The 12,782-nt window shown below is 69.4% G+C and carries 13 protein-coding genes; 9 read left to right on the top strand and 4 right to left on the bottom strand.

The window, feature by feature from the left end:
• Positions 1-38 precede the first annotated feature (38 nt).
• The 3 genes from BM290_RS47510 (at position 39) to BM290_RS25270 (ending at position 2,478) form a co-directional block, all read left to right on the top strand.
• Positions 39-293: a hypothetical protein gene (locus tag BM290_RS47510; protein ID WP_143133938.1), complete on the top strand. Its 255-nt coding sequence runs from the start codon at positions 39-41 to the stop codon at positions 291-293.
• A gap of 230 nt (positions 294-523) precedes the next feature.
• Positions 524-1,786 (top strand): alpha/beta fold hydrolase, encoded by a 1,263-nt coding sequence (locus tag BM290_RS25275; RefSeq protein WP_239143639.1) that lies wholly within the window; start codon positions 524-526, stop codon positions 1,784-1,786.
• Positions 1,787-2,019: 233 nt separating this feature from the next.
• Positions 2,020-2,478 (top strand): hypothetical protein, encoded by a 459-nt coding sequence (locus tag BM290_RS25270; RefSeq protein WP_093618188.1) that lies wholly within the window; start codon positions 2,020-2,022, stop codon positions 2,476-2,478.
• 97 nt (positions 2,479-2,575) lie between these two features.
• Here the strand turns inward: BM290_RS25270 and BM290_RS25265 are convergent, their stop codons facing one another.
• Positions 2,576-4,045, bottom strand: coding sequence for a GGDEF domain-containing protein (locus BM290_RS25265; protein WP_177319895.1), 1,470 nt, complete (start codon positions 4,043-4,045; stop codon positions 2,576-2,578).
• A 247-nt stretch (positions 4,046-4,292) separates the two neighbouring features.
• Between BM290_RS25265 and BM290_RS25260 the strand changes: the two genes are divergently transcribed.
• The 4 genes from BM290_RS25260 (at position 4,293) to BM290_RS25245 (ending at position 8,404) form a co-directional block, all read left to right on the top strand.
• Entirely contained in the window at positions 4,293-5,744 is a 1,452-nt protein-coding gene (locus BM290_RS25260; RefSeq protein ID WP_239143640.1) for a glutathione-independent formaldehyde dehydrogenase, read from the top strand.
• A 1-nt stretch (position 5,745) separates the two neighbouring features.
• Positions 5,746-6,330 (top strand): type 1 glutamine amidotransferase domain-containing protein, encoded by a 585-nt coding sequence (locus tag BM290_RS25255; RefSeq protein WP_093618184.1) that lies wholly within the window; start codon positions 5,746-5,748, stop codon positions 6,328-6,330.
• A 359-nt stretch (positions 6,331-6,689) separates the two neighbouring features.
• Positions 6,690-7,232 (top strand): SRPBCC family protein, encoded by a 543-nt coding sequence (locus BM290_RS25250; protein ID WP_093618182.1) that lies wholly within the window; start codon positions 6,690-6,692, stop codon positions 7,230-7,232.
• Positions 7,229-8,404: a zinc-dependent alcohol dehydrogenase gene (locus BM290_RS25245; RefSeq protein WP_093618180.1), complete on the top strand. Its 1,176-nt coding sequence runs from the start codon at positions 7,229-7,231 to the stop codon at positions 8,402-8,404. Before BM290_RS25250 ends, BM290_RS25245 begins: the two co-directional genes overlap by 4 nt.
• A gap of 99 nt (positions 8,405-8,503) precedes the next feature.
• On the opposite strand, the gene BM290_RS25240 is transcribed toward BM290_RS25245, so the two are convergent.
• Positions 8,504-8,929 carry a peptidase inhibitor family I36 protein gene (locus tag BM290_RS25240; protein WP_093618178.1) on the bottom strand — a complete coding sequence of 142 codons (426 nt, stop codon included), beginning with the start codon at positions 8,927-8,929 and terminating at the stop codon, positions 8,504-8,506.
• A 140-nt stretch (positions 8,930-9,069) separates the two neighbouring features.
• On the opposite strand from BM290_RS25240, the gene BM290_RS25235 reads away from it, so the two are divergent.
• Positions 9,070-10,086 carry an ArsR/SmtB family transcription factor gene (locus BM290_RS25235; protein WP_143133937.1) on the top strand — a complete coding sequence of 339 codons (1,017 nt, stop codon included), beginning with the start codon at positions 9,070-9,072 and terminating at the stop codon, positions 10,084-10,086.
• An 85-nt stretch (positions 10,087-10,171) separates the two neighbouring features.
• On the opposite strand, the gene BM290_RS25230 is transcribed toward BM290_RS25235, so the two are convergent.
• Complete coding sequence (locus tag BM290_RS25230; protein WP_177319894.1) at positions 10,172-10,786, bottom strand: TMEM175 family protein; 615 nt, start codon at positions 10,784-10,786, stop codon at positions 10,172-10,174.
• Between the two features lie 153 nt (positions 10,787-10,939).
• Here BM290_RS25230 and BM290_RS25225 point away from each other — a divergent pair, with 153 nt between their 5' ends.
• Complete coding sequence (locus BM290_RS25225) at positions 10,940-11,659, top strand: TetR/AcrR family transcriptional regulator (protein WP_093618172.1); 720 nt, start codon at positions 10,940-10,942, stop codon at positions 11,657-11,659.
• A 13-nt stretch (positions 11,660-11,672) separates the two neighbouring features.
• Here the strand turns inward: BM290_RS25225 and BM290_RS25220 are convergent, their stop codons facing one another.
• Positions 11,673-12,695, bottom strand: coding sequence for a helix-turn-helix domain-containing protein (locus BM290_RS25220; RefSeq protein WP_093618170.1), 1,023 nt, complete (start codon positions 12,693-12,695; stop codon positions 11,673-11,675).
• Between the last annotated feature and the right edge of the window lie 87 nt (positions 12,696-12,782).

Here is a 12,782-nt window from a genome sequence, read left to right as displayed (position 1 = left end):
CCGGCCGGCTCACGATTGCTTCCGGCATCTCTTCGAGAATGGCTAGTATCCTGTTCGGTGCTTCGCCGCGGCAAACAGATGCCCTTCACCCGTATCTGAGCGCGCACATCCGGCCTTTCACGGTGAAGTCTCTGCGCCGGCTTCTGAAGGCCTCCGGATTCGAGACGACAGAAATCCGGTCCAACTATGTCGGATGGCAACTGGGTGACCGTTGGCGGGAATGGCGCCGGCCGGCCAAGCTGATGCCCGGCCTCGGCGGCTCGCTGATCGCGTCCGCAAGACGCCGTCCCTGACAGCCGATACCCGTGCTTGATCGCCGCGTCGAACCTGGACCGGCGGGATGGTGATCGAGTTCTCCGGTCCGTACCCCGAAACACCGGGTCTCCCGCCTCCGCCGCCGGGCGGGTACAGTCGTCGGCGGCAGCCACGCTCTGCCTGACTCCGAGTTCGGCTCGACGCCCATGCCGTCAGCACGCCGAACGACCGAGGACAAGCCGTCGATGACGCAGCGTGGAGCCCCTCCGTGATCATTTTCGACCGCGCGGTGGCATGGGTGATCCGCGGGAAGAAGATGACCATGGTCGACGACGGCCGATCAGCCAACTCGGGGCGCCGGGCACGTCAGCGCGCGATCCGGGCGCGGATGGCGGAGACCGGCGAGACGTATGTCGTGGCGGCTCGCCGGCATGACGAGACATTCCGACCCACAGCCTTGGGCGTACGCCTGATCGAAGAACATGTCGAGTGGCTTCGCCCGGCCCGTGGCGTGACCTATGACGTGCTAGTCGGCGGACCGGAGGACGGTGTGCCGGTCCTGCTGGTGCACGGCGACTGCTCGTCCGCGGAGTCCTGGCTGCCGCTGATCCGCCGGCTCCCGGACAGCCTGCGGGTCGTCGCCCCGCACCTACGCGGATACGGCCGCAGTGAGGCGGCGCCGGTGGACGCCACCCGAGGTCTGCGCGACTTCGCCGACGACGTGGCCGCGCTGCTCGACGACCGTGTGCTGTTCCCGCGGGGCGGGCCGGTGGTGGTGGCGGCGCACGCGATGGGCTGCGGCGTGGTCATGCGGATGATCGCCGACCACCCGGGCCGGTTCACGTCGGTGCTGCTGGCGGCGCCGATGAGCCCGTACGGCTTCGGCGGCACCCGCGACCTCGACGGAACCCCGACGAGCGCGGACTTCGCCGGCACCGGGGGCGGCACCGTTCATCCCGACTTCGTGGCCCGCCTCGATGCGGGCGACCGTACCGCCGAGGCGCGGACCAGCCCCCGGTCGGTGCTGCGCTCCTGGTACGTGGCGGACCCGGCATCACTCGGCGACGACGAGGAGCTTCTGCTCACGGCGATGCTCAGCGCCCAGGTCGGCGACGACAACTATCCGGGTGACAGCGGGCCGGCGACCAACTGGCCGTGGTTCGGGCCCGGTGATCGTGGCGTGCTCAACGCCATGTCACCCAAGCACTTCGATGTCGCGGACGCGCTGGCCGGCGCGGAGCCGAAACCACCGATCGTCTGGATTCGCGGCGACCGCGATCTGATCATGTCGGACACGTCGCTGCTCGACCGGGCGTACCGCGGCTCGATCGGCGAGATGCCGGACTGGCCCGGCGCCGACGTCGCTCCGCCGCAGCCCATGGTCGGCCAGACCCGCGCAGTGCTGCAGCGGTATGCGGGCGCCGGTGGCAGCTATCGGGAGATCGTCTACGGTGACTGCGGTCACCTCCCGCACATCGAACGTGCGGCCGCGTTCGCCGCTGAGCTCCTGCGGGCGGCCACGGAGCGTTGAATAGGTCGTCCAGCGCTTTCGCTCAATGGACCGACTCTTCGATTCGGCGGGAATGGTCCGAGCATAATGGCGATCACCGTGGCCTGCCGGCACCGATCTCGGACGGCCCGTCCAGTTCTGCGATTTCGGCAGGGCGTCCGATCCTTGTCCGTGATACTGGGCAGCGGCCCTGCCGATGATGCCTGCCGCATCCGAAATCAGCGGTCGGAAATCCAACGATTCAGGAGGATCGTATGAACCTGCCCACTCTCCGTGCCTCGCAGCTGCGCGCCGCCGGTGCTGCGGCACTGACGATCGGAACGCTCGCCGCCGGGGTGCCGAGCGCGGCATTCGCCGCACCGTCCTCTCCCGGTGACTACACCACCAAAGTCGTCGTCAAGAACCGGACCAGTTATGAACTGACCCTCAAGCATTCCCAGGTGATCGACGGGGAATGGACGCAAGATCCGCCGTACACGATATCGGCCAACGGAGTCGGCCGTATGGCCACGGCGTCGACCGAGGACGAGGGCGGCACCGGCGGCACGGTCACCTATTCGTCGGACTATGGCGATGTCGTCATCTATTGGAATGATCCGGATACCTACACCGACAACGAATTCACCTGCGACCCGCCGTCCGGATGGACCTGCCTCACCCAAGGATCTCCGGACGGCCAGCACCCGAAAATGAACGTCGACATCTACGAGTGACGGACGCGGAACCTCGTCGACCCGGCATGGGGCGGCGGCCATCACCGCCGTCGTCCGATGCCCGGCACCCTGGTCACCGCCAGGAGCGATCGTCGGCCTACGGTCGTCGAGAGGCCTCGGCCGCCGTGGGGTGGCGCGGGGCTTGAGGCACCGAGTCCCGCCGTACGGCCTTGCGCCGATACATGTCGGCGTCGGCGGCCGACATCAGCCCGTCCGCGGTCGTGTCCGCGCCACCACCGTGAGCGGCGCCGACGGTCACTCCGAACGACAGTTCATGCCCTCGCCACACGGCCGGCGCCGCCGTCGCGTCCTCGATCCGGCGCCTCAGCGCGTCCGCGTCACCGGCGGTCGTTCCGGTGCCCAGGATCAGGAACTCGTCGCCGCCGATCCGGGCCGCGATGTCCTCGCTGCGCAGCGTGCCGCGCAGCCGGTCGGCGAAGACACGCAGCACCTCGTCACCCGCCTCGTGGCCGTACACGTCATTGATCGCCTTGAACCTGTCGAGGTCGCAGTAGAGAACCGCCACCCCGTCGCCGGACCTGACCGCCTCCTCCAGCAGGGCGAAGAACCGGCGGCGGTTGACCAGCCCGGTCAACTCGTCATGGTGCGCCTGATAGCGCAGCGTCTCCTGGTCGGCGGCCCGTTCCGCCATCAGCAGGCCGATGCGGGCGACGACCAGCGGGATCACCAGCAGCGTGCCGAAGGTCAGCAGCATGTTGTCGGTGGAGCCGCCGACCATTGCGGGCATGCTGCCGACGACCGGCACCATCGCCAGCACCAGCCCGAGATGCGACAGCCGGACCGGCCGGAGACGGCTCCGGCGCCACCCTGCGGGCTGCGTGAACTCGGTGGAACTCGGGTGCAGCGCCGCCGCTGCCAGTCCCAGATAGCCGATCATCGCGAACAGATCCACGAACGGCGAGTAGTAGTCACTTCCCGGCCGGGTCGACAGCAACGACGACACCACACTGACGACGGTCGCGCCGATGCTGATGAAGAAGTAGATCAACGACGTGCGGGCGGTGCCGGCGGTGCGGGCGATCCGCAGCAGCGCGCCCAGCGTGCCCGTCAGCAACAGCATCTTCAGCAGATAGATCCCCTGGCTGGCGCCCGACACCTCCAGACCGAGCAGGTGGGGGCGCAGCACGAACTCCCACACCGGCGTGATCAGGCCGACGCCGAGCAGAGCCGCGTCGATGATGCCGCCACGGTCACCCTCACTGTGTTTGCGGATCACCTGCAAGGCCGACAGCATGATGCTGCCGTAGGCGAGGACCTGGAGCACCAGGTTCGCCGGCCCGGCGGCCCCGACGTCCCGGCCGAGACCGAGCTGTACGAACCACAGGTAGTTGAAGATCGTGAACAGCGCCGACGCCGCGAGCAGCAGATACCAGGAGGTGCGGCTGACGATCCGGTTGATCCGCATTCCCACGACGATCCCGGCTGCCGGGATCGCACCGATGACTGCCACCACACCGAGTCGTACGGCCAGTCCACCGAACGCCCACGCGGCCACCGCGACGAGAACCAGCACGATGAACCCGCCGTGCACCAGATTGCGGTGCACACGGGCACCACGTTGCCGGCCGGTTCTCATGATCTGCACCATCGGCCGGCCCGGCCCGGACTTGAGCAGCCGTTCACGCGAGGACCGTGGCCCGGCCGGGGAAAGGCCGTGCGTCGCCCCGGACCGCTCCGGTCCGGCCTCCAGGTCTCCGGCGTGCGCCGACTCCTGAGTTCGCGCGGAGATGTCATTTCCGGCGCCGCCGACCGGGAAGATCTGTGATGACCCGGAACGGCCTGCAGAATCAGAAGTGCGCGCAGATTTCGTCGCGGCGGGAGATATTGACGAAAATGCGCGGCTGCGGCCCGGCCGAGCGTCATGGACGTTTCCCGCGCCGGGGTGTGTTCGGAATTGTCATCAAGGTGCCGGCGATGTCGCCGGCGGCGCCGATGGGCCGGTGTGTCGCGGGCGCTGGATCCGGCACGCCGAGGCCGAACCGGCGCGAACCTCGTATCTGCTCGCAGCGTTCGGTCGAGTGTTTTCAGTAGAGAGCGTAGGCCCGATCGTGGGCGAAACGAGAGCCCGAGACGAGGAGATCGTGATGAAAGCAGTGGTCTATGAGGGGCCGAGAAAGGTCAGCGTCAAGGATGTTCCGGATGCGCGGATCGAGCGGCCGACCGATGTGCTGGTGCGGATCACGTCGGCGAACATCTGTGGGTCGGATCTGCACATGTACGAGGGCCGCACCGATTTCGAGCCCGGCCGCTGGTTCGGGCACGAGAATCTGGGGCAGGTGGTCGAGGTCGGCGACGGCGTCGACAAGATCCGTGCGGGGGACTGGGTCGTCCTGCCGTTCAACATCTCGTGCGGGCATTGCAAGAACTGCGAGCGTCAGCTGACGAACTATTGTCTGACCGCCCAGCCTGAGTCCAAGATGGCCGGTGCCGCGTACGGCTTCGCCGACATGGGCCCGTACGGCGGCGGGCAGGCCGAGTTGTTGCGTGTGCCGTGGGGCGACTTCAACTGTCTGCGGCTGGGGGAGGACGCCGAGCAGCGCCAGACCGACTATGTGATGCTCGCCGACATCTTCCCGACCGGCTATCACGCCACCGAGATGGCCGGTGTGCGGCCCGGCGATCAGACGGTCATCTACGGCGCCGGCCCGGTCGGTCTGATGGCCGCCCTGTCGGCGACGATCCGGGGCGCGAGCAAGGTGATGGTCGTCGACCGGCACCCCGACCGCCTGCGGCTGGCCGAGGCGATCGGCGCGATCGCCATCGACGACTCGACGGTCGACCCGGTGCAGGCCGTTCTCGAGCAGACGATGGGGCTCGGGGCGGACAACGGCTGCGAGTGCGTCGGCTATCAGGCGCACGAGCCCGACGGCCGGGAGCAGGCCAACCTGACGATGAACCGGCTGGTCGCCTCGGTGCGCTTCACCGGCAGGATCGGCAACGTCGGCGTCTTCGTGCCCGAGGATCCGGGGGCCGGTGACGAGCTGGCGAAGCAGGGTAAACTCGCCTTCGACTACGGCATGTTCTGGTTCAAGGGCCAGCATCTCGGCACCGGCCAGGCCCCTGTCAAGAAATACAACCGGCAGCTGCGCGACCTGATCGCCGGCGGCAAGGCCGAGCCGTCGTTCATCGTCAGCCACGAGCTGCCACTCGACAGTGCGCCGGAGGCCTACGAGCACTTCGACAAGCGCGACGACGGCTGGACGAAGGTCGTCCTGCATCCGGCGATGGCGGGGGCGGGTGCCTGACATGGCCACGGAGCTGAGCGGACGCCGGATCGCTATCCTCGCCGCCGACGGAGTGGAACGGGTCGAACTGGAACAGCCGCGCAAAGCGCTGGACGACGCCGGCGCCCGTACCGTCGTGGTCTCCCTCCGCGGCGGCGAGATCCAGGCCCGCGACCACGACCTCGACGACGCCGGCGCCTTCCCGGTCGACCGGCTCGTCGGCGAGGCGGCGGTCGACGACTACGAGGCGCTGCTGCTGCCGGGCGGGACGGTGAACCCGGACAAGCTGCGGATGGATCCCGCCGCGGTGCGGTTCGTCCGGGATTTCGTCCGGTCGGGCAAGCCGGTCGCGTCGATCTGTCACGGCCCGTGGAACTTCGTCGAGGCCGACGTCGCACGTGGGCGCCGGCTGACCTCGTGGCCCAGTGTTCGCACCGACCTGCGCAACGCCGGAGCCGAGGTGGTCGACGAGCCGGTCGTCACCGACGGCAACATCACCACGAGCCGGTCACCCGACGACCTGCCGGCCTTCTGTGAACGGATCGTGCGGGAGTTCGCCAAGAGCCCGCAGCTCTCAGGCGCTGCGGTGGCGGGCACGCGCTCCTAGACGGTGAGCCTGGACCCGGTTCCGATCCGGGTCGGCAGGGTGCCGGATCACCGGCGGTCGCCGGCCCGGTCGGAGGGCGAGGGATGGTGGCCGCACGCGGCGGCCCGGGCCGTGGCCGAGCTTTCCCCATCGGTGCGCCTACATGCCCCGGCTCTTTCCCTATGTCACCGGGCCGACGGGGCCAGGGGTCGCTGGGCCGGTTTAGGCGTTTTCCTCGCGGGAAGGCGGGGCGATGACCAGACCCGTTCCCGGTCAACGGTGGGCGGGGCGTGCCGGACCTGCTGATCGCCGGGCAGGCCTCCCGGGTCGACGAATCGGCAGCCGCATCGACGGCGCGCGGCGGACGCAAAGGAGGATCCATGGAGTTGACGGCAACGACGACCATCCGCAAACCCGCCTCCGAGGTGTACGCCTACTGGCGTGACCTGGAGAACCTGCCGACGTTCATGGCGCATGTCGAACAGGTTCGTACGACCGGCAGCCGGACGAGCCACTGGTCGGCCGCCGCCCCCTTCGGCAAGAACGTCACCTGGGACGCGGAGATTCTCGACGAGGATCCCGGCGAGAAGATCGCGTGGCGCTCGACCGGGAACGCCGACGTGCCCAACGCCGGCACGGTCCGCTTCCTGCCCGCCCCGGACGGCGTCAGCACCGAGGTCCACGTGGTGCTGATCTACGACATCCCCGGCGGCGTCATCGGCAAGGCGGTCGCCAAGTACTTCGGTGAAGAACCGCACCAGCAGCTCGACGACGACCTGCGCCGGCTCAAGCAGGTCCTGGAGACCGGCGAGGTGGTGCGCTCCGACGGCGCCCCCTGGGGCAAACGCGCCCGCAAGGAGTTCCCGCAACGCCCGGCGCAACCGCTGTCGGACGCCGAACTCGCGAAGGGAGCCGACCAGTGAGGGCGAACACCTGGGCCGGCCGTAACAAGGTCGAGGTCCGTGACGTGCCGGACCCGAAGATCCTGAACAAACGCGACGCGATCGTACGGATCACCTCCACCGCCATCTGCGGCTCGGACCTGCACCTGGTCGACGGGTACGTCCCCACGATGCAGGACGGCGACGTCATGGGCCACGAGTTCATGGGCGAGGTGATCGAGGTCGGCTCCGGCGTGTCCGCGGACCGGCTACGCGTCGGCGACCGGGTGGTGGTCCCGTTCCCCATCGCCTGCGGCGCGTGTGCCGCCTGCGCCGCCGAGCTGTACTCCTGCTGCGAGAACACCAACCCCAACGCCGGCATCGCGGAGAAGATGTTCGGCCATCCGGTCGCCGGAATCTTCGGCTACTCGCACCTGACCGGTGGCTTCGCGGGCGGTCAGGCCCAGTACGCGCGGGTGCCGTTCGCCGACGTCGGCCCGCTGAAGATCGAATCCGAGCTGACCGACGAGCAGGTGCTGTTCCTGTCCGACATCCTGCCCACCGGTTACATGGGCGCCGAGATGTGCGACATCCAGCCCAGCGACGTGGTCGCGGTGTGGGGCGCCGGCCCGGTAGGGCAGTTCGCCATGGACAGCGCCCGGGTGCTCGGCGCCGCGAAGGTCATCGCCATCGACAAGGAGCCGTACCGGCTGCGGATGGCCGAACAGGCCGGCCACATCCCGGTCGACTTCGACGAGGTCGACGTACGGTCGAGGCTGCTAGAACTGACCGGCGGGCGGGGACCGGACAAGTGCATCGACGCCGTCGGGATGGAAGCCACCCACGGCAGCGCGCACATCGCCGCCTACGACCGGGTCAAGCAGGCCGTACGCTCGGAGACCGAACGTCCGCACGCGCTGCGCCAGGCGATCATGTCCTGCCGCAGCGGCGGCGTGGTCTCGGTCATCGGCGTCTACGGCGGGTTCCTCGACAAGTTCCCGGCCGGCGCCTGGATGAACCGGTCCCTGACCCTGCGGACCGGCCAATGCCACGTCCAGCGCTACATGAAGCCCCTGCTGCAGCGCATCGAACGCGGCGAGCTCGACCCGACCCGGATCATCACCCACACCCTGCCGCTCGACGAGGCGGAACGGGGCTTCGAGATGTTCAAGAACAAGCAGGACAACTGCGAGAAAGTAGTCCTCAAACCCTGACGGGTGCTGCGCCTGCCGGAGTCCGGCGCGGGCGCGGTCGAGACGGATCGCAGCGGCGTCCCCCGTGCGGACGCCGCTGCGGTCCTGCCCCCGGGAAGGTCAGCAGGCGCCGTTGTACCACCTGTGCGACAGCAGGAACACCGGGCCGATGTCGCCCATCCAGCCGCGGCCCATGCACCCGTTGTAGCTCGTGTAGTTACGGCCGATGTAGAACGCGACGGCGGTGTAGGCCGTCGACTGGCCGTGGTTGTACACCGACCGGGCCGGCTGGGTCTGCGCCCAGCTGCACCGCACCGAGCCCGCCGACCAGTCGGGGTCGGCGTCGCTCCATCGGCACATCGAGCCGGTGCCGCCGTTGCCGGTGTAGAAGCAGACATTGCCCGAGGGGCAGTCGGCGTACGAGGCGGCCGCCACCTGCGACGGGCCGGACGGCGCGGCCGTCGCCGGTGACCCGCCCGCGACGAGCAGCCCGAACAGCAGCACGACGATAGCGACCGTCGACCGGATCGCTGTCTGCAGTTTCATCACGTTTCTCCCGTGTGTCGAACGTCGCCGCACGGATCGGGCGGCGTGAATGGCTGGCCACAGATTCCGGCACTATCGGGAACCCGATCAACGACATTCCGGCCTGGCTAAAACACCACAGTGGACGGCACGATGACGAGGTGCTGCGAATCCATTTCACGGTCGCCGACGTCGCCCGGGTCCGGATGGCCGTCCTGGGTCCGCTGGCCGAACTGCAGCTGAGCATGTCCGTGCTGCAACGACCGCAGAAGCGCACACTGCTCGACGGCTGGCGCCACCCGGCCCTGGCCGCCACGCGCAGGCTGCCGCCGGACGTGGCCGACATCGCCCGCCATCTGGCGCCCGCGCCCGGCTTCGTCGACCTGTTCACCCTGCTCGGGGCCTCCGACAGCCTCGCCGAGGGCATCGACCGGCTGTGCCACGCACCGGCCGGACCGCTACGGGACGAATTCGCCTTCACCCCGCTCGACGCGGGTGTCCAGATTGGGTGGGTCTCCGACTTCGCGCACGGCGACCGCGCGGCCCGGATCCGGATGACGCACGCCTTGACCGATTTTCACGACGCGGCGATCGGACCGTACTGGCCACGCATCCGGGCGCTGCTCGACAACGAACGCGCCGCCCGCATCGACGTGATGGCCCGCCACGGACTGGACGCGATGCTGGCCGGGCTCGCACCGACACTGCAGTGGAAGCCGCCGGTCCTGGAGGTGCCGGCCTCGTTCGGCGTCAGCGCGTCCGGACCGGCCGCGGTCCTCGACGTACACCTGCGGGGTCGTGGTCTGCTCTTGGCCCCGTCGCTGTTCAACGACGCCGACCCCGGGCTCTACATACCCTGGAACGACGAGCCGGCCGTGCTGATCTACCCGGCGCCCCTCGACCCGGCGACCGCCCTGCGGTTGTGGCGCCGCCCCGGCGAACCCGGCGAACGGGCGCTGGCCGGCCTGCTCGGCGTGACCCGGGCTGCCGCGCTGCGGGTGATCGCCGACGGCTGCACCACCACCGAACTCGCCCAGCGGATCGGCATCTCACCCGGCGGCGCCAGCCAGCACGCCTCGGTGCTGCGCGAGGCGGGCCTGGTGGTGAGCCGGCGGCACCGCAACACGGTCCGCCACACCCTCACCGGGCTGGGCGCCGGCCTGCTCAATGCCGACTGACCCGGCAGCGGCCCGGGACCTCCGCGACCAGCCGGAACGCGTGGCCGGTGCGTTCGCCGGGAAAGCCGCGCCGTGGGCGGCCTTCTCATGACGGTCGAGATCTCCGCCGCCGCACGAGGGCCAGCACGGGGCCGTCGGCCAGAAGCAGCAGCAGTGGCCAATAGCCGGCGCCGGGTATGGCCATGGCGAGCACCAAGGCCAGCGCCAGGCACACGGCATTGCCGACCAGCTGCTCGAGGGACGTCCGGGGCGGAGATGACTCGGCCGGGTTGATCCGGCGAAGGGCGGTCGCGAGCACGGTGAGCGTGATGCTGCTCGCCAGCAGCACACCGATGTAGAGCGCGATCACCAGGGGTTCGTCGCCGTACGCGCCGACCATTTCGGCGGGAAAGGGCAGGACGACCACGCACAACAGCCACAGCGAGTTGATCCGCACGACGCGGTGGTCGATGGATTCCACCCGGTCGAACAGCTGGTGATGCACCGTCCAGATACGCCAGATGACGAAGAAGCTGAGCAGGAAGCTGGCGAACGGCACGACGTGATGGCCCACCAACTCGGCCGGGGTCTCGCCGTCCTCGATCGCCTCGGGCACCAGTTCGACCAGCGGCAGGACCAGCAGGGTCAGCGCGATTGCGGCGACGGCATCACTGAAGAAGGTCAGCCGTTCGGCGCGCAGCGGCGGGGTGGAGTCACTCATGAAGATGTCCTCGGAATAGGGGGACACCATTCTTATCATACGCCGTATGATAAGTCTGTGGCCGGTCGCCCAGGTAGACATACGACGTATGACAAGAATGGCTCGGGGGTGCGGTGGCCAGGCGGGACGGCAGGCTCACTAGAGTGGTGAGCCATGTCGACCGGTGAGCACACCCACGGGTCGGTGTGGCTGCGACCGGCGCGCACGCCGCGAGCCGCCAAGGGACAGGCCTTCACCCGTGACGACCTGGCGAGCAGCGCCGTCGCGCTCGCCGACCGGGACGGCCTGGAGGTGGTGTCGATGCGCCGGGTCGCCGCGGACCTCGGCATCACCGCGATGTCGCTCTACTGGTACATCGACACCAAGGATCAGCTGCTGGAGCTCATGGTCGACCGCGTGTTCGCGGAGCAGCGCCCGACCTCCGGCGACGACTGGCGATCCCGGCTACGGTCGATCGGCCGCGACACCCTGGAGCTCTACCGCGCACACCCCTGGTTCGTGCACGCCCTCGGCCGTCCAGGGCCGCTGCCCGGCCCGGGACAGCTACGCCACTGGAACGACCATGTGCGTGCGCTGACCGACCCGGCGATCACCCCGCGCCTGGCCCCGCAGGACGTCACCCTCGCCGTCGGCACGATCAAGAGCTTCGTCACCGGCTACGCTCTCAACCCGGCCACCGCGGTGCTCACCCCCTACGCCGGGCATCCGCAGATCGACCAGTACCTGCGCGACACCGTGCTCGGCAACGGGCTGGACGGCCTGCTGTCGGTGGCCGGCCTGCGGCACCGGTTCACCGAGGACCGCTTCGACAGCGGGCTCGAGATCGTCCTCGACGGCGTGCACGCCCGCCTGTTCGGCGGCGCCGGGTCCTGACCGGCGCGAGCCGTCAACGCGACGGCAGCGGCTCCGGCTGCTCCACGCTGTCGTCCTGGTCGCTCAGCCAGCCCCGCTTCGCCGCCAGCACGGCCATCTGGAAGCGGGTCCGGGCGCCGAGCAGGGCGCCCGCATCGCTGATGTGCTGCTGAACGGTACGGCGGCTCACGTCGAGGATCCGGGCGATCGTCTCGTCCTTCATGCCGACCGCCATCATCCGCAGGATCTCCCGCGTCCGCAGCTCCCGCCCCGACGCCGGCAGCTCGGAGCGTCTCGCCAGCGACACCGGCTCGGCGCGCTGCCACACGCTCTCGAACAGGGCGACCAGCGCCATCACGAGGGCGGGGGAGTGGACCACCAGGGAACCCGACGACGGACGGTCCAGCCAGACCGGCAGCATCGCCGCGGCCCGGTCGAAGATCACCAGCTTGACCGGGATCTGCGAGGTCAGCCGTAGTTTGCCGCCCCGGCCTGTCCCGTGCAGCGCCGTCACGAGCGATGTCGCGTCGGAGAAGCCGTCGGTCTCGTACACCGATCGCATCCGCACGCCGGGCATCACCTCGACCGCCTCGGCCGACGCCGCCGCACCCGTCACATACGGTGGCTTCGCCAGATGCAGCACCTCGACCGAGCTGCCCATCAGCAGCTGGCGATAGCGCGCCGGCACCTGGTCCTCGCTCTTCAGCACCTCCACCATGTCGGTCGCGCGCGGCCCGGACACCGCCTCGTGCGCCTCGGAGAGCCGCTCCACCAGATCCTCGACACGGGCCAGCTCGGCCCGGCGGCGGGCCAGCAGGGCGCCGAGCGACGAACGCGGCGGCGCGGCCGCCCATCGCGGTCCCGTGCCGCCGATCCGCGACGCCAGGGCCGACTCCGCGAGATGCCCCAGCGCGCGCTCCGCCTCCGACGGCGACACCCCGGCCGCGGACGCCACCTCGTCACGGTCCGCCGACCGCACCGACACCAGGTGCTCCAGCACCCGGCCGGCCAGTGGATCCAGACCGGTCGCCGACCACGGCACATTCGTCTCGCCCATAGGTTCTACGTCCCTCCGGGTCGAGCATGCGCACGGCTTCTCTCGCCCGAATGAATCGGCGATTACGGATCTGTAAGAAGCGGCTCC

It is taken from the genome of Actinoplanes philippinensis (genome assembly GCF_900113015.1).
Taxonomy (GTDB): Bacteria; Actinomycetota; Actinomycetes; order Mycobacteriales; family Micromonosporaceae; genus Actinoplanes; species Actinoplanes philippinensis.
The sequence above is the reverse complement of the archived record's forward strand: the minus strand, read 5'-3'. Positions and strand labels throughout refer to the sequence as shown.

Coding starts and splice junctions, on each gene's coding strand:
- BM290_RS25240 (WP_093618178.1), bottom strand. CDS start 8,929: ATGAAACTGCAGACAGCGATCCGGTCGACGGTCGCTATCGTCGTGCTG.
- BM290_RS25220 (WP_093618170.1), bottom strand. CDS start 12,695: ATGGGCGAGACGAATGTGCCGTGGTCGGCGACCGGTCTGGATCCACTG.
- BM290_RS25255 (WP_093618184.1), top strand. CDS start 5,746: ATGGCCACGGAGCTGAGCGGACGCCGGATCGCTATCCTCGCCGCCGAC.
- BM290_RS25250 (WP_093618182.1), top strand. CDS start 6,690: ATGGAGTTGACGGCAACGACGACCATCCGCAAACCCGCCTCCGAGGTG.
- BM290_RS47510 (WP_143133938.1), top strand. CDS start 39: ATGGCTAGTATCCTGTTCGGTGCTTCGCCGCGGCAAACAGATGCCCTT.
- BM290_RS25230 (WP_177319894.1), bottom strand. CDS start 10,786: ATGAGTGACTCCACCCCGCCGCTGCGCGCCGAACGGCTGACCTTCTTC.
- BM290_RS25225 (WP_093618172.1), top strand. CDS start 10,940: ATGTCGACCGGTGAGCACACCCACGGGTCGGTGTGGCTGCGACCGGCG.
- BM290_RS25270 (WP_093618188.1), top strand. CDS start 2,020: ATGAACCTGCCCACTCTCCGTGCCTCGCAGCTGCGCGCCGCCGGTGCT.